The organism is Streptomyces sp. ADMS (genome assembly GCF_033441795.1).
GTDB lineage: Bacteria > Actinomycetota > Actinomycetes > Streptomycetales > Streptomycetaceae > Streptomyces.
Map to the genome: position 1 here is coordinate 35,160 of NZ_JAVFVX010000060.1, position 16,158 is coordinate 51,317.

Sequence of the window (16,158 nt, forward strand, 5' to 3'; positions counted from 1 at the left end):
TCGACCACCCCACCCACCGACACCTCCTGCGCATGGAGCTGGAGCGCACCGGCACCGCGACACTGCACGAAGCCCCCGAGGACGAGGCATACGGCTGGCTCGGCCACGCCCACGAAATCACCATGCCGTTCGCCTCCAGCCGCCCACCCGCAGTCCACCACCCCCGAACGACAGCGGTCGTACGGCGCGACAGCGGGCGCCTGCCGGGCACCTCTCCATGGGCGTACCTGAAGATCTACTGCCACCCCGAACGCGTCCCGGAGATCCTGACCACGCACCTGCCCGGTCTGTTCCAGGACTGGGCAGGCGGCGAACCGCTGTGGTGGTACACGCGCTACAGCGATCCGGACACCCACCTGCGTCTGCGCCTCCGACTGCCGGCCCCCGATGCCTTCGGCACCGCCGCGCAGCACGTCGGAGCCTGGGCGGCAGAACTCCGCAACACCGGACTGATCCGCAGCATTCAGTGGGACACCGACGAACCGGAGACCGGCCGCTACGGCACCGGCGACACCCTGGCCGCCGCCGAGCGCGCCTTCGCCACCGACTCCGCCGCCGCAATCGCCCAACGGACGCTCGGCCTACTTCCCCACCTGCAGCCGGCCGTCACCGCCGCCAGCTTCACGGACATCGCCGCCACGTTCAGCGGCAGCCTGGCGGCTGGGCGCCGCTGGCTGATCGAGTACCTGCTCAAGGGGCAAGGCGAGATGCCTTCGCGTGATCTCCAAGCACTGGCCATACAACTGACCGCCCCGGACAGCGACTTCGCCGCGTTACGAGCCCTGCCAGGCGGCGAACGCGTCGTCACCGCCTGGGCCAGTCGCCGCGCCGCACTGGAGACGTACCGCACCGCCCTCACCGACCACGGCGCTGAACCCACCGACGTACTGCCGTCGCTGCTGCACATGCACCACAACCGGGCAGCCGGCATCCATCCCGACAACGAGACCATCTGCCGCCGCCTGGCCCGCACCGCCGCCCTGTCCTGGAGCGCCCGCACCGAAGGAGCACCACGGTGACCACCGGCGCCAGACCCATCCCCGAGCAGGACACCGCCTTCCGGCAGTCCCTCGCCCACGGCCCCCTCGGCATCGCCCTGCTCCACATCGAACACGCCCACCGAGGCCGTGGATCGTGGCAGGCCGTCCACCGTCGACTCGCCGCCGTCGGCCCACTGATCGACAGCGACCAAGCAAGCCTCTTCCTCGGCGCACCCGCGATGGCATACGTCCTGCACCTGACCGCCGCCGACAGCAACCAATACGCCGGCGCCCTCAACGCCCTCGACCGCATCGTGGCAACGCACACCCGAACCCGCCTGGACGCCGCCCACACCCGTATCGATCAGGGCCGACCCACCAGCTTCGCCGAGTACGACCTACTGCGCGGCCTCACCGGCCTCGGAGCCCTCCTCCTGCGCCGCACCCCCGACGGCCCAGAACTCGAAAGCGTCCTGGAATACATGGTGCGCCTGACCGAGCCGCTCCCCGGCCCCGACGGATACCCACGGCCCGGCTGGTGGGTGGGGCACAGCCCCGTCAACCTCGACGCACCCACCCCCGACGGCCACGCCAACGCCGGACTGGCCCACGGCATCACCGGGCCCCTGACCCTCCTCGCACTCGCCCACCTGCGCGGCACCACCGTGCCCGGCCACCAGGAAGCGATGCTGCGCATCTGCCGCTGGCTGGACCAGATACGCGTCGACGACCACCGAGGCACCCGATGGCCACGCTGGACCACCGACACCACCGCGAGCCCCATACACCCGGCCGCACCATCCTGGTGCTACGGCACCCCCGGCCTCACCCGCGCCCAGCAACTCACCGCCCTCGCCCTCAACGACACCAACCGCAAACGCATGGCCGAACGAGCACTCCTGGACTGCCTGGCCGACCCTCTCCAGCACAAGTACAACCGCCTCCTGACCATCGCCGCCGCCCACCCCGCCCTTCCCTACGGCCTGACGGGCAAGCAGACATGACCGGCACGCTGATCTTGCTGCGGCCCAGGCCAGGGCCTGCGCCCCTTCCGCGATCCGGACGCCGTCGAGGACGACAGCGAAGACGAGTAGGCGGCCCGCGGTCGTAAGTTCAGTTGTGCCGGGCGAGCTTGACGGCAGAGACCAGCAGAATCACGGCCAGCGCGGGAATGAGGACCACGTCCGGGAACACCCCGAGCACCAGCCCGCCCAGCACCGCCCCGGCGATCGAGCCCGCAACCATGACCAGGGCGAAGCGGCGGTTGGCGCCCAGCACCGCGAAGCTGCCGTCGCGGCTGTAGCGGGCGAAGGCCACCAGCATCGTCGGCAGCGACACCAACAGGGAGAGGCTTCCGGCCGTCTTGATGTCCTGCCCGAACAGCAGCACGATCGTCGGGATCAGCAGCTCGCCGCCGGCCACGCCCATGATCGCCGCGACCACCCCGATGCCGAACCCGGCCACCACCCCGAGCGGCACCTGCACCCACAGCCGCAGGTCGAGCGTCCCCAGCGTCGAGAAGTGCGTGAACAGCAGGGCCGCGGCCATCAGCACCATCAGCGCAGCCAGCACCTTATACAGGGTGGAGGAGCGCATCCGCACTGCCCACGACGCGCCGGCCCAGGCGCCCAGCAGGCTCCCGGCGAGCAGGTTGACCGCGACGGGCCAGTGCGCGGCCAGTTCGGAGGCGGACACGGCCGCCAGGCGGGCAGGCAGCGCGGTCAGGACCACGACCAGGCTCATCGCCTTGTTCAGGATGACGGCGGAGAGCGCGGCGAACCCGAACAGGCTGATCAGCAGCGGAAGCCGAAACTCCGCACCGCCCAGCCCGATCATCCCGCCCAGCACGCCGATGGCTGCCCCTGCGCCGAACACCACGGGCATCGAGTGCGCCGAGCGCAGCGGAGCAAGCGGCTGGTCAGTGGTCATGACAGGAATCCTCCCCGGTGGCGACCCCTGCCTGCTACCACCGGCCCGCAACTTCAGGGGGAGGCACCGGGACCGTGTTGGTGCGACATCGCGTGAGCGGTATGCAGTCGCAGTCAGGTTCCGTTCCCGGCATCCGTAGTACAGCCGTTGGCGTTGATGACGTGAGTCCGAGGCACGCCAGCGGCCGGGTCATGTCCCGTCCGTGATGGCGCAGGCCCTAGTCGATGTTGTCCCGCCCTGCCAGGGCCGCTGGGACTTGTGTGTCTGGGTCTGACCGGGTCTCGCCGTAGGCTCAGAGGCATGAAACTGCGCCTGAGCACCGTGATCCTGCCGTACCGCCGTTGGAACGAGGGGGGTCGTACGGCCTGGCAGCGCGCAGAGGAACTCGGTTTCCACACCGCGTACACCTATGATCATCTGTCCTGGCGGAGTTTCCGTGACGGGCCCTGGTTCGGTGCCGTCCCGACCCTGACCGCCGCCGCGGCCGTTACCCGGCACATGCGTTTGGGAACCCTCGTCACATCGCCGAATTTCCGTCACCCGGTGACTCTCGCCAAGGATCTGATCTCCCTCGACGACGTGTCCGGCGGACGGATGACGCTGGGGGTCGGTGCGGGCGGTACCGGCTTCGACGCCACCGCGCTCGGGCAGGAACCGTGGACCCCGCAGGAGCGTGCCGACCGGTTCGGGGAGTTCGTTCCGCTGCTGGACCGGCTGCTCACCGAGGACTCGGTGTCGTACGTGGGTGACTTCTACTCGGCACATGAGGCCCGGAACATTCCGGGGTGTGTGCAGCGGCCCCGGTTGCCGTTCGAGGTGGCTGCCACCGGGCCTCGTGGTCTGAAGCTCGCCGCCCGGTACGGGCAGGCGTGGGTGACCACTGGCGACCCCAGGCTGTTCGAGAGCGGCACTCCTGAGCAGTCGGTTCGCGCCCTTCGCGGGCAGGTCGAGAAGCTGGCCGACGCCTGTGCGGCGATCGGTCGGGACGCAGCCGGGCTCGACAAGATCCTGCTCACCGGGTTCACCCCGGACCGCAGCCGTCCGCTGGAGTCCCTCGGCGCCTTCGTCGACTTCGCGGGCCAGCACCAGGAACTGGGCTTCACCGACCTCGTGATCCACTGGCCGATCCCCGACTCCGACTTCGCCGTGGACGAGAAAGTCTTCGAGCAGATTGCCATGGAGGCTCCGACGCAGCTCCGCTGACGTTGGGGGAGCGTATTCCCCTGGTCAGGATGCGATAGGCGAAAAAGCCTTGACCGATGTGACGAGGGTTCCTAAGCCCAACCGCTCGGTGACGGCTGCGGCGGCGGCCAGCGTCGGGATCGCTCCGAACCACGGGCCGTCGCGGAAGCTACGCCAGGACAGGTGGTCGTAGGTGTACGCCGCGTGGAAGGCGAGCTGCTCGGCCCGTGACCAGGCCGAACGCCCGCCCTCGCGCCAGCGGCGGTACGGAAGGATCACGGTGCTCAGACGCAGACTCATACCTCGGAGCCTACGGTGGCGCTCAGCGGGGCGAAGACGGTGGCGGCCAGGCCGCCGGCGAGCGTGACGATGGTGAGGGCGCGGATGCGGTCCCTTCCCCACCAGCGGGTGAGGGCGGCGAGGCGGGCTGGTAGAAGGTGGCGGGCATGGCGACTCCGGCCAGCAGCCAGGCGGCGGTGAAGGCCGCGAGGCCGTCAGGCCACGCCCGACCTCCCCGACCGAGCCTGATCTTTCCCGCCGGTGATCCGCAAGAAACGGACAACGACAGCGATGTCCAGCTTGCGGAAAGACCCCTGCCGGGTTCGTCCATCCGTGGTTCCATGTCTGGACATATTCCGTTTACCCGAAACGGGCAGGGTACTTGTTCACGGCACTCACGGGGCACCGGACTGTCACCCCACTGGCTTCACGGATCTCCGTGCGGGAGGAGCACGCCCATGCGTCGTCGGCCTTTCGCGCTGTGCGCGGTGCTGACCGTCTGTCTGACCGGGTGCGCCGCGGTGGACAGCGGGCCCCGCGTCGAGGGGCTGGCCCCGACCGGTATCCCCTGGTCAGGGCCGACGTACGTGGAGGACTGGCAGGCCGTGCCTCGGGAGCGACCGGACCTGATCAGCATGGTTGAGGGCCCTCCCCTGGACCGGCTTGCGTGGCGGGACTGGGGATCGCCCCGGGCCACCGCGACCGGCTACGTGATCGACCTGGACTGTCTGCCCCAGTGTGCCGACGACGGGCCGCCGAGCTACCGGGTCAGGGTCGTGCTCAGCGGCCTCGTCAAACGCCAGTACGCGGCGTACTACAGCCACGCCTCCGTCACGGCCGTACGACCGCCTGCCCCTGACTGGGCCGTGGACTACTCCAGCCTGCCGTTGCACGTGCCCGCAGCCTGACCGCGCCCGAAGAGAAGGGCGCCCGTGAGGAGCCCGGAGAGCAAGCACCGGAGAAGAGGCACATGCACGAGGTTCTGCTGGTCGAGGACGACGACCTGATCCGCGAGGCGACCCGGCTCACGCTGGAGGCACACGGCTACCGCGTCCGTACGGCGGCCGACGGGGTGGCCGGACTCGACATGTTCCGCGACCGCAGACCCGACGTGGCCGTGCTGGACATCATGCTGCCCCGGCTGAACGGGGTGAGCCTGGCCGGCCGGATCCGCGAGGAGTCCGGGGTACCGGTGCTGCTGATCTCGGCGCGCAACGACCCGGTGGACGTCGTCATGGGCTTGGAGGCGGGCGCCGACGACTACGTCACCAAGCCCTTCGACGGCCCGGTCCTGGTGGCCCGCATCCGGGCCCTGCTGCGCCGGGCCGCGCCCGCCGAGCGGCCGTCACCGACCGGCCCTCTGTGCTTCGGGGACCTGACCTTCTGCGCGGTGTCGCTGGAGGTGCGCCGGGACGGCCGGCTCCTCACCCTGACCACCACGGAGCTGAAACTGCTGCGGGAGTTCGCCGCCTCCCCGGGCACGGTGCTCACCCGGGACCTGCTGCTGGAGCGGGTGTGGGACTACGCCTGGTCCGGCGACACCCGGGTGGTCGACGTGGGCGTACAGCGGCTGCGGGCCAAGATCGGCCGCGAGCGCGTCGAGACGGTCCGCGGCGTCGGCTACAAGCTGCGCGGCTGAGGCCGGCACCGTGCACCCTGTCGAGAGGCGGCCCGCGTGAACGTCGGTACGAAGGTCGCGTTGGTCGTTGCCACCACGGCCGTGTGCGTGGCCGCCGCGATCGGTGTGCTCGTGCACCGGATCACCGCCGGGAACCAGCTGGCCACCGCCCGCACGGACCTGGACCGGCAGCTTCTGAGTGCGGCGTACGACTACGCGGCCGCCCGGAAGTCCCCGGCCCGCGTCGACCCCCCGAACCTGCCCGGCCCGGTGGCCGAGGCCGTGCGCCAGGGGGTCCGGGTGACCTACCTGCAGACCGGCGGCACGCACCCGGTGTTGTGGGCGGCGACCCGCGTGTCGGACCGCAACGTGCTCGTGCTGTCGCGCTCCTACGCCCCCGAGGCACAGTCCCTGGCCGACCTGGACAGGACACTGGTCGCCACGGGCGCGGCCGCCACCGTGGTGGCGTCCCTGACCGGCCTGGTGCTCGGTGTGCGGATGGGCCGCCGGGCCACGGCCGCCGCCCGCACCGCCGAACGCATCGCCCACGGGGAGCTGGGCGCCCGGGTCGCTCCGGACGGCCGCGACGAGATCGCCCGTCTCGCCGTCTCCGTCAACACCATGGCGGACGCGCTCAGCGCCCGGCTGGAGGCCGAGCGCCGGGTGACCGCCGACATCGCCCACGAGCTGCGTACCCCGGTCACGAGCATGGCGACCGCGAGCGGCCTGCTGCCGCCCGGCCCGGCGTCGCAGCTGATGGCCGCCGGCGTGCGCAGGCTGCGGACGCTGGTCGAGGACGTGCTGGAGGTGGCCCGCCTCGACGCCGACGCCGCGGTCGTGGAGTGCGAGCCGCGCCAGATGAGCGCCATGGCCCGGCGCGCGGTCACCGGACTGGAGGCGGTGGAGGTCCGCGTGGTCCGGGACGCGGTCGTCACGACCGACCCGCGCCGGGTGGAGCGGATCCTCACCAACCTCGCCGCCAACGCGCTCCGGCACGGCGCCCCGCCCGTGCTGGTGGAGGTCGCCGGACCGGAGGTGTGCGTCCGCGACGACGGTCCCGGCTTCCCGCCCGAGCTGCTCGCGGTGCTGCACGCCTCCGGCCCGCAGCGTTTCCGCACCGGCTCCCCGGCCGGCGGCACGGGCCTCGGCCTGACCATCGCCGTCGGCCAGGCCCGCCTGATCGGCGCCCGCCTGTCCTTCCGCAACCGACCCGAGGGCGGCGCGGAGGCGGTCCTGCGGCTGCCGGCCGGTGAGCCCGGCAGCGGCTGTACGGGGACGTGACAAAGAACCGTCTCCCGTGATGGAAAGCCGTTACGCGGCCGAGCGGCCCTGGCGACGTTCGCCTCCTACGTTTCTCTCATCCGACCCGCACGACCGGTCCTGGCTGCAGGAACGTACAGAGAGACGAACTCCATGAACGTGAACGTGATCACGCGCTTCGGCGTCCCCGCGGCCCTGGCGGCCACGCTGATCGGCGGCGCCTCGCTCGAAGGCTTCACCCAGGCGCACACCACTCACGCCGACGCGGCCCACAGTGTCACCCTCAACCCCGGTGACGTCGAACTCTCCTCCAGCTCACAGCAGTTCCACGCGATGAACTGGCCGCTCGTGGCAGGGCCCTCGGGCGCCAACAACTACGCCTCCATGATCGGCAACCTGCGGGCACAAGCCCGTATGTACGCCAACGCACAGCGCCGGCGGATCCTGGACGCGGACGGCGTCCAGCGGAACATCGACATCACCGACCAGAGCGAGGACAACCAGTTCGCCGACATCACCATCTCGATCCCCGGCGGCCCGGCGCTGCACGCGGTCGTCCGCCTCAGCAACTACTACGTCGTGCAGTTCTATTACATCAACGGCGGCCACAGGCACACGTTCAACCTTGCCGACGTTGCCACGCCTTCGGGCAGCTCCGTCACAACAGGCTTTCCCGAGGGGTACGACGCCCTGTCCGGGCCGCGCTGGGCCAACAGGGCCCTCAACACCGTGAACCTCGGACACACGGCGTTCGAGAGCGCTGTCCTGACCCTGCGTAACCCCGCGGCCAGCCAGCAGGCACGGGCGAGGTCGATGCAGACCCTGATCATCGGCATCGCGGAAGGAGCTCGTATCCGAGAGATCGAGGAGAGCGTCCACGCCCACTGGAGGAACTCCGACCAGCACACCCTCACCGACCAGGACGTGCACGCCATGCGCAACTGGGGGGCTGCGAGCGACATCCTCCGGAACAACGGAGGCAGGCACGTGACCCTCTACGGCCGTTCGGTCCACAACGCCGCGACCGCCGCGATCTTCCTTCTCACGGCACTCGGAGCCAGGCACGTCAGCTCGTCCGGCGGCCACGACGGCGAGCTCTAGCCGCCGCGTAGCCGAGGGGATCCTCACCCCTCGGCCCTCACAGATCCGTACGTGCGCGCGGTCTGAAGCTCGCCGTGCGGTACGGGCAGGCGTGGGTGACGACGGGCGACCCCCGGCTGTACGAGAGCGGCACGCCCGAGCAGTCGCTCCAGGCCCTGCGCGGGCAGACCGAGAGGCTGGCCGACGCGTGCGCCGCGATCGGCCGGGACCTGAGCGGCCTCGACAGGATTTTGCTCACCGCGTTCACCCCGGACCGGGGACGGCCGCTGGAGTCCGTGGACGCGTTCGTCGACTTCGCGGGCCGGCACCAGGAGCTGGGCTTCACCGAGATCGTGATCCACTGGCCCGTCCCCGACTCCGGCTTCGCGGCCGACGAGCAGGTCTTCGAGCGCATCGCCACAGAGGCACTGGCCCAGCTGCGCTGCCCCTTCCCGGCAGGGCGGGCCGGTCACCGGTGCGGGCGCCCGCCCGGTCCTGCGCGCGCATACGCGAGAATGGCCGGGTGACCTCAGCGACCAGAGAGCCCGAGACGCCCGCCGCCGCCCTGCCCATCCGGTTGATCGCCACCGACCTCGACGGCACACTGCTGCGCGACGACAAGTCGGTGTCCCCGCGCACGGTCGCCGCCCTGGCCGCCGCCGAGGCCGCGGGCGTCGAGGTCTTCTTCGTGACGGGCCGCCCGGCCCGCTGGATGGACATCGTCAGCGAGCACGTCCACGGTCACGGTCTGGCGATCTGCGGCAACGGCGCCGCCGTGGTCGACCTCCACGGCGGCCCCGGCTCCCACCGCTTCGTGAAGGTGCGGGAGCTGGCCAGGGACAACGCGCTGGACGCCGTACGGCTGCTGCGCGGGGCCGCGCCGGGGACCGTGTACGCCGTGGAGCAGACGTACGGCTTCCACCAGGAACCGGAGTATCCGAAGCTGCACATGGAGGTGCCGGACAATCTGGCGCCCGCGGAGAAGCTGCTGGCCCCGGGCGGGCCGAGCGACGGTGAGCCCGTGCTCAAGATCCTCGCGTACCACCGCACGATCGACCCCGACGCGTTCCTCACCACCGCCCGGATCGCGATCGGCGACCGTGCCACCGTCACCCGGTCCAGCCCCAGCGCCCTGCTGGAGATCAGCGGTCCCGGTGTCTCCAAGGCGAGCACCCTGGCCCTGTCCTGCGCGGAGCGGGGCATCTCGCACGAGGAGGTCGTCGCGTTCGGAGACATGCCGAACGACGTCGAGATGCTCACCTGGGCGGGCCGGTCGTACGCGATGGGCAACGCGCACCCCGATGTCCTCGCGGCGGCCTCGGGGCGGACGGCGCCCAACAACGAGGACGGGGTGGCCGTCGTGATCGAGCGGCTGCTCGCGGAACGCCTCTGAGAGCGCCGCCTCTCGGGCGCAACTCCTACAACTGCACCCCACGCGCCGCCAGCCACGGCGCCGGGTCCACCCCCGACCCCAGTTCCGGTGTGACGCGTACCTCGAAGTGCAGGTGCGGGCCGGTCGAGTTGCCGGTCGTGCCGGTCTGGCCGATCCACCGGCCCGGGGTCACCCGCTGACCCTGGTCGACCGTGACGGCGGCGAGGTGCGCGTACTGCGAGTAGTAGCCCCCGGCATGCTCGATCACGATCTCGATGCCGAAGGCACCCCCGCACGACACCGACACCACCGTGCCCGCACCGACCGCCCGCACCGGAGTGCCGATCGGCACCGCGAAGTCCTGCCCGGTGTGCCCGTTCGCCCACCGGTCGCCGCCGCTGCCGAAACTCGCGGAGAGTTCGTACGTCTCCACGGGCGTGACGTACTCCGGCATGGTCCCGGGGTCCGGCTGGTCGAGCCGGACGGCGCCCCGGCACGAGCCCGCCGCGACCGAGGCGTCGGCCCGGCCCTGCAGCGTCCAGCGGGCCTCTTCGAGCTTCTCCTCGATCGTCCGCTTCAGCTTGGCGATTTCACCGTTCCGCCGCTCCAGTTTCTGCCGCTGCGCCGCCGCCTTCGCCTCGTCGGCGGCGAGCCGCGCCTCTGCGCGCCGGCTCTTGCCGATCGCGTTGTTGACGGCGAGATCGGCCTGCCACACGGCCCGCTGACCGCGCATCAGCTCCTCGGGGCTGTCCGCGAACAGCATCTGTGCGGTGAGCGGCAGGCCGCCGCCGTCGCGGTACTGGCCGCGTGCGATACGGCCCAGGTCCTCGTGCAGGACGGCGATGTCGCGTCGTTCACGGGCGAGGAGTTCCTCGTACCGCCGGGCTCTTGCCCCCTCCGCCTCGGCCTCCCGCCGTCCGGCCTCGTACTGCTGTGTCACCACGGCGGCATCCGCGTACAGCCGGGTCACCTCGGCACTGAGGCCCGAGTCCGTACCGGAGTCAGGTCCGGGGCCCGCGCCGTCGCCCGAGGCGACGGTGGGCCGGGCGAGCAGGACCGCGAGCGCGCACAGCAGTGCCGGAACGAGCAGCGGATGACGGCGACGTGATCCCATGTCAGCGATCGTGTACCGCAAACCGGTCCGGAGGCCTGTTCAAGTCGTACGCCTGGGGGACCCGTTGCCACGAACGGCTCAGTGACGGGGTCCGTGACAGGTATCAGTACGGCGCCTGCCACTCCACCGTCGTACCGCCGCCGTCCGGGCCGATGCCGGGTCCGTGGCGGCTGTCGCCGCCCAGCGACTCGGCACGCCGTTTCAGGTTCCTGAGGCCGCTGCGCCGACCGCCCTCGGGGATGCCGGCACCGTCGTCGGCGACAGTCAGCCGGACTCCCGGCCGGCCGTCCGGCAGGTTCACCTTCGCGTCGACGACGACATCGATGCGGGACGCCCCGGCATGGCGGTAGGCGTTGGACAGCCCCTCACGCAGCGCGGCGACGAGGTTCTTGCCGGTCAGCTCACCCACGGCGGTGTCGACCGGGCCGGTTACCCGGAGCGAGGGCCTGAAGCCGAGCGCCACGGCGGCCATGTGGATCTCCCGCTCCACCCGGGTGGACAGCTCGGACGGGACCTTGCCGGGGTCGTCCTGGAGCGCGAAGATCGCGGTGCGGATCTCCCGGATGGTGACGTCGAGTTCGTCGACGGCCCTGCCGACGCCGTCCCGTACGCCGGGCGCGACCGATCCGCGCTGGGCGCTCTCCAGCATCATCCCGGTGGCGAACAGCCGCTGGATGACGAGATCGTGCAGGTCACGGGCGATCCGGTCGCGGTCTTCGTACACCGCGAGCCGTTCCCGGTCACGCTGTGCCTCGGCCATCATCAGCGCGAGCGCGGCCTGCGCGGCGAACTGGACGGCGAGCACGCGCTCCGTCTCCGTGAACGCGCGCTCTCCCCGCGCGCGGGGCATGGCGAGGCTGCCGACGACGCGGCCGTCGCTCTGCAGGGGCAGCAGCATGGTGGGCCCGTAGTCGCGGGTGAGGGCGGCGCCGAGAGCCAGCCGGGGGTCGGTGGCCGCGTCCGCGACGAACACCGGCTCGCCGTCGAGGAGTTCGGCGACGACCTCGCTCTCCGGCGGGACGATGACGCCGAGCGCGTCGGAGGGCCGTTCCGCGTCCACGGCGACGATCTCCAGGCCGCCCTCGTCGGCGGGCAGCAGTACGATCCCGGCCGCGGCCCCGGAGAGCCGGCGGGCCTGTTCGGCGACGATCCGGAGGGAGTCGCCGATGTCTCCGCCCGAGAGCAGTGCGGTGGTCACGGCCACGGACCCGTCGATCCAGCGCTCGCGCTGCCGGGCCGCCTCGTACAGGCGGGCGTTGCCGATGGCGATGCCCGCCTCGGTGGCCAGCACCCGGACCAGCGTCAGGTCGTGGTCGGTGAACGGCCCGCCGCCGTGCTTGTCACCCAGGTACAGGTTCCCGAAGACCTCGCCGTGCGCACTGATCGCAACGCCGACAAAGCCGCGCGCCAGCAGCCCTTCGTGTCCGTCGGCCGGCTCCGCGACCCCACGGACGTTCTCCTCGGCGCCGTCGCCGACGTCGCGGTGGTGAACGAAGTCGGCGAAGCCACGACCGTCCTCGGCCGCGATCCCGATGGCCGTGTGCCCGGCGCCGGCCAGGGCAGCCGCCGTCACGCAGATCCGCTCAAGCGTGGCATGGGGCCCGAGCCCGCTCCCGACGGCTCGCATCGCCTTGAGCAACTGCGGCAGGCACGGCTCGGGACGAAGCGGTGGGTCGGACATCCCATGAGCCTAATAAGTACTCTTTGTCACCGAAAGTCGAGTGGAGCGGCTCCCCTGCCCAACGGGCGGGACCAGCGCACCTCCGCCGCCAGCGCCAACAGCTCGGACTCCGCCTCCCGCTCCGCCATCCCCCGCAGCGGCCCGTCGACGGCGGCCAGCTCCGCGTACGTCCCCCGCTGCACGACCTGTCCGCCGTCCAGCACGATCACCTCGTCCACGGCGTCGAGACCGGCCAGCCGGTGGGTGATGAGCAGCGTCGTACGACCTTCGGTGGCGGCCACCAGATCGGCGGTGAGCGCGTCGGCGGTCGGCAGGTCTAGGTGTTCGGCGGGCTCGTCGAGCACAAGCACCGGGAAGTCCGCGAGCAGCGCCCGGGCGAGCGCCAGCCGCTGCCGCTGTCCGCCGGACAGCCGCGCCCCATGCTCGCCGACCAGTGTGTCGAGCCCGTCGGGCAGCGACTCGGCCCAGTCCAGCAGGCGTACCCGCGCGAGCGCGTCCCGCAGGTCGCCCTCGGTCGCGTCCTTCTTCGCCAGCAGCAGGTTCTCGCGCACAGAGCTGTCGAAGACGTGCGCGTCCTGGGCGCACAGCCCGACCAGGCGCCGTACGTCGTCACCGTCCAACGCGTACGCGTCCACGCCGCCCAGGGTGTAGGAGCCGGCGCCCGCGTCCAGGAACCGCAGGAGCACCTGCGCAAGGGTCGTCTTGCCGGACCCGGACGGGCCGACCACCGCGATCCGCTGCCCTTCGTCGATCGTCAGATCGAGGCGGGCGAGCGCGTCCCGGGCCTGTCCGGCATGGCGGGCGGCCAGGCCCTGGACGACGACCGGGAAGGGTGACTGCGGCGCCGGCCGCGGCTGTTCCGGTTCACGTACGGGCTCGGGCGCGTCCAGGACCTCGTACACGCGCTCCGCGCTCCTGCGCACCCGCTGCCGGTACCGCACGGCGAGCGGCAGTCCGAGGACGGCCTCGAAGGCGGCCAGGGGAGTGAGGACGACAACGGCCATCACCACACCGCCGAGCCGCCCGTCGGCGACCGCTTGAGCGCCCGCGAGAGCGGTGGCCGCGACGGTCAGTCCGGTCAGCAGCGCGGTGAGTCCGTCACCGAGCGCGGTGGCGGTCGCGGCTCGCGAGGTGATCCGGGTGAGCGCGCCGTCGGCCTGCCGTACTTGCTCGGTACGTCCGTTCAGGGCGCCCGCGACCGTCGACTCGGCGGTCCCGGTGAGCAGGTCGGCCACGTGCGTGGCCAGTACCCCGCGGGCCGGGGCGAGCCGGCGTTCCGCCCGCCGCGCCACGGCACTGGTCACGAGGGGAACGCCGACACCGGCCGCGAGCAGCCCGGCGGCGAGCACGGCCCCGGCCTCCGGCAGGAGCCACGCCGTGAACCCGACGGAGGCGGCGGAGACGACGAGAGCGGCCCCGGCGGGCAGCAGCCAGCGCAGCCAGTAGTCCTGGAGGGCGTCCACGTCGGCGACGAGCCGCGACAGCAGGTCACCGCGCCGGGTCGTCCGCAGTCCGGCGGGCGCCAGCCGCTCCAGGCGCCGGTAGACGGCGACCCGGGTGTCGGCCAGCATCCGCAGCACGGCCTCGTGCGACACCAGCCGCTCGGCGTACCGGAAGACGGCCCGGCCGATCCCGAAGGCCCGCGTGGCCGTCACGGCGACCATCAGATACAGCACGGGCGGCTGTTGCGAGGCCCGCGAGATAAGCCATCCGGAGGTCGCCATGAGCCCGACGGCACTGCCGAGCGCGAGACTTCCGAGCAGCAGCGCGAGTCCGAGCCGCCCGCGCCGGGCCCCGGACATGGCCCGCACCCGCGCGAGCACACCCTGGCGCCCTGCGGGAGCGCCCGGCACACGTTCTTCCTCGTCGGGCGCGGGAAGCTGCGCACCCCGCGGAGTGCCGATGAGGAGCCCGTCGCCGCCGAAGGAACCGCCTGCCTGCTCGGGGTGAGGCAGCTGAGCGGGGCGGACAGCCTCCTCCAGCCGCACCACCCGGTCGGCCACCCCCAGCAGCGCCGGCCGGTGCACGACCAACAGCACCGTCCGCCCGACGGCAAGGCGCCGAACGGCGGCCACGACCTCGGCCTCGGTCTCCCCGTCCAGCGCGGCCGTCGGCTCGTCGAGCAGCAGTACAGGCCGGTCCGCGAGGAACGCCCGGGCGAGCGCGAGCCGTTGCCGCTGCCCGGCGGAGAGCCCGGCCCCGTCCTCACCGAGCACCGCATGGACGCCCTTGGGCAGCGCCTCCACGAACTCCAGCGCACCGGCATCGGCCAGTGCCCTCCGTACGGCGTTGTCGTCTGCGGCGGGCCGGGCCAGCCGTACGTTCTCGGCGATCGACCCGGCGAACAGGTGAGGCCGCTGCGGCACCCAGGCCACCCGCGAACGCCACCGCTCCAGGTCGACGCCGGCAAGATCGGCGCCCCCGACACACACCCGCCCTTCCGTCGGCCGTACGAACCCGAGCAGCGCGTACAGCAGCGTCGACTTGCCCGCACCGCTCGGCCCGACGAGCGCGACGGTCTCCCCGGCCTCGACAGCGAAGGACACGTCCGCCACCGCGTCCGCCGACCGCCCGGGATAACGGACCGTCACTCCCTCGAAGGCCACCCCGCCCTCCGGAACCGCTCCGGTCCCGGATTCCGGCACCGGCGTCTCCAGCACGGCGAAGATCTCCTCCGCCGCGGCCAGCCCCTCCGCCGCCGCGTGGAACTGGGCACCCACCTGCCTGAGCGGCAGGTACGCCTCGGGCGCGAGGATGAGAATGACGAGCCCGATGTACAGGTCCATCTCACCGTGCACGAGCCGCATACCGATGGTCACCGCGACCAGCGCCACGGACAGCGTGGCCAGCAGTTCCAGCGCGAAGGACGAGATGAAGGCGATCCGCAGGGTCCGCATGGTCGCCTGCCGGTACTCACCGGTGATCCGCCGGATCGAGTCGGCCTGCGCCTTGGCCCGGCCGAACACCTTCAGCGTCGGCAGCCCGGCCACGACATCGAGGAAGTGGCCCGACAACCGTGACAGCAGCCGCCACTGCCGGTCCATCCTGGACTGTGTGGCCCAGCCGATCAGGACCATGAAGACCGGAATGAGCGGCAGGGTGCCGACGATGATCGCGGCCGACACCCAGTCCTCGGTGACGATCCGCGCCAGCACAGCCACGGGTACGACCACCGCGAGCCCCAACTGGGGCAGATAGCGCGAGAAGTAGTCGTCGAGCGCGTCGACTCCCCGGGTCGCGAGGGCGACCAGTGACCCGGTCCGCTGCCCGCTCAGCCACCCGGGGCCGAGCGCGACGGACCGCTCCAGCAATCGCCCGCGCAGCTCCGACTTCACCGCCGCGCTCGTCCGGTGCGCTGCCAGCTCGGTGAGCCAGGAGACGACGGCCCGGCCACCGGCGACGGCCACCAGCAACAGCAGGGGAGTGCGGAGTTCGGTGACCGACAGACCATGCTGGAAGGCGCCGACCACCACCTCGGCGATGAGCATGGCCTGTGCGATGACCAGCCCCGCGCCGACGGCACCCAGGCCGACAACCGCCAGCAGGAAGCGGCGCGTGGCACCGGCGTACCGGAGGAGCCGCGGATCGATTGGTTTCACGTGAAACATGCCCTTCGGTCCAGGGTGGTGGTTTCACGATGTTTCACGTGAAACATCGTGAAAC

At 71.7% G+C, this 16,158-nt stretch carries 12 protein-coding genes and 2 pseudogenes; 9 read left to right on the forward strand and 5 right to left on the reverse strand.

The window, feature by feature from the left end; all coding sequences use genetic code 11:
* The first annotated feature begins 32 nt into the window (after positions 1-32).
* Both RB628_RS24680 and RB628_RS24685 read left to right on the forward strand, forming a co-directional pair.
* The gene (locus tag RB628_RS24680) at positions 33-1,019 is read left to right on the forward strand and encodes a thiopeptide-type bacteriocin biosynthesis protein (RefSeq protein WP_318322706.1); all 987 of its coding nucleotides are present in this window, start codon (positions 33-35) and stop codon (positions 1,017-1,019) included.
* Positions 1,016-1,984: a lanthionine synthetase C family protein gene (locus RB628_RS24685; RefSeq protein ID WP_318322707.1), complete on the forward strand. Its 969-nt coding sequence runs from the start codon at positions 1,016-1,018 to the stop codon at positions 1,982-1,984. Before RB628_RS24680 ends, RB628_RS24685 begins: the two co-directional genes overlap by 4 nt.
* 109 nt (positions 1,985-2,093) lie before the next feature.
* Here the strand turns inward: RB628_RS24685 and RB628_RS24690 are convergent, their stop codons facing one another.
* Positions 2,094-2,909, reverse strand: coding sequence for a sulfite exporter TauE/SafE family protein (locus RB628_RS24690; RefSeq protein WP_318322708.1), 816 nt, complete (start codon positions 2,907-2,909; stop codon positions 2,094-2,096).
* 300 nt (positions 2,910-3,209) lie between these two features.
* On the opposite strand from RB628_RS24690, the gene RB628_RS24695 reads away from it, so the two are divergent.
* Complete coding sequence (locus RB628_RS24695; protein WP_318322709.1) at positions 3,210-4,112, forward strand: LLM class flavin-dependent oxidoreductase; 903 nt, start codon at positions 3,210-3,212, stop codon at positions 4,110-4,112.
* Positions 4,113-4,145: 33 nt separating this feature from the next.
* Here the strand turns inward: RB628_RS24695 and RB628_RS24700 are convergent.
* Positions 4,146-4,391 (reverse strand): annotated as a pseudogene (locus tag RB628_RS24700) (LLM class flavin-dependent oxidoreductase); the annotation flags it as partial.
* A gap of 437 nt (positions 4,392-4,828) precedes the next feature.
* Here RB628_RS24700 and RB628_RS24710 point away from each other — a divergent pair.
* From RB628_RS24710 to RB628_RS24735, 6 genes and pseudogenes are all read left to right on the forward strand, one after another.
* Entirely contained in the window at positions 4,829-5,278 is a 450-nt protein-coding gene (locus RB628_RS24710; protein WP_318322711.1) for a hypothetical protein, read from the forward strand.
* A gap of 62 nt (positions 5,279-5,340) precedes the next feature.
* The gene (gene cseB, locus RB628_RS24715; RefSeq protein ID WP_318322712.1) at positions 5,341-6,009 is read left to right on the forward strand and encodes a two-component system response regulator CseB; all 669 of its coding nucleotides are present in this window, start codon (positions 5,341-5,343) and stop codon (positions 6,007-6,009) included.
* Positions 6,010-6,045: 36 nt separating this feature from the next.
* The gene (locus RB628_RS24720; RefSeq protein ID WP_318322713.1) at positions 6,046-7,269 is read left to right on the forward strand and encodes a HAMP domain-containing sensor histidine kinase; all 1,224 of its coding nucleotides are present in this window, start codon (positions 6,046-6,048) and stop codon (positions 7,267-7,269) included.
* A gap of 132 nt (positions 7,270-7,401) precedes the next feature.
* Positions 7,402-8,349 carry a ribosome-inactivating family protein gene (locus tag RB628_RS24725; RefSeq protein ID WP_318322714.1) on the forward strand — a complete coding sequence of 316 codons (948 nt, stop codon included), beginning with the start codon at positions 7,402-7,404 and terminating at the stop codon, positions 8,347-8,349.
* A 56-nt stretch (positions 8,350-8,405) separates the two neighbouring features.
* Positions 8,406-8,771: pseudogene (locus RB628_RS24730) on the forward strand (LLM class flavin-dependent oxidoreductase); the annotation flags it as partial.
* A gap of 80 nt (positions 8,772-8,851) precedes the next feature.
* Positions 8,852-9,721, forward strand: a complete 870-nt coding sequence (locus RB628_RS24735) for an HAD family hydrolase (RefSeq protein WP_318322715.1) — start codon at positions 8,852-8,854, stop codon at positions 9,719-9,721.
* Between the two features lie 25 nt (positions 9,722-9,746).
* Here the strand turns inward: RB628_RS24735 and RB628_RS24740 are convergent, their stop codons facing one another.
* The 3 genes from RB628_RS24740 to cydD all read right to left on the reverse strand — a co-directional run bounded on the left by RB628_RS24740 (position 9,747) and on the right by cydD (position 16,103).
* A complete protein-coding gene (locus tag RB628_RS24740; protein ID WP_318322716.1) occupies positions 9,747-10,814 on the reverse strand; it encodes a M23 family metallopeptidase in 1,068 nt (355 codons plus the stop codon).
* Positions 10,815-10,917: 103 nt separating this feature from the next.
* Positions 10,918-12,495: a GAF domain-containing sensor histidine kinase gene (locus RB628_RS24745; protein ID WP_318322717.1), complete on the reverse strand. Its 1,578-nt coding sequence runs from the start codon at positions 12,493-12,495 to the stop codon at positions 10,918-10,920.
* Positions 12,496-12,521: 26 nt separating this feature from the next.
* The gene (gene cydD / locus RB628_RS24750; protein ID WP_318322718.1) at positions 12,522-16,103 is read right to left on the reverse strand and encodes a thiol reductant ABC exporter subunit CydD; all 3,582 of its coding nucleotides are present in this window, start codon (positions 16,101-16,103) and stop codon (positions 12,522-12,524) included.
* Between the last annotated feature and the right edge of the window lie 55 nt (positions 16,104-16,158).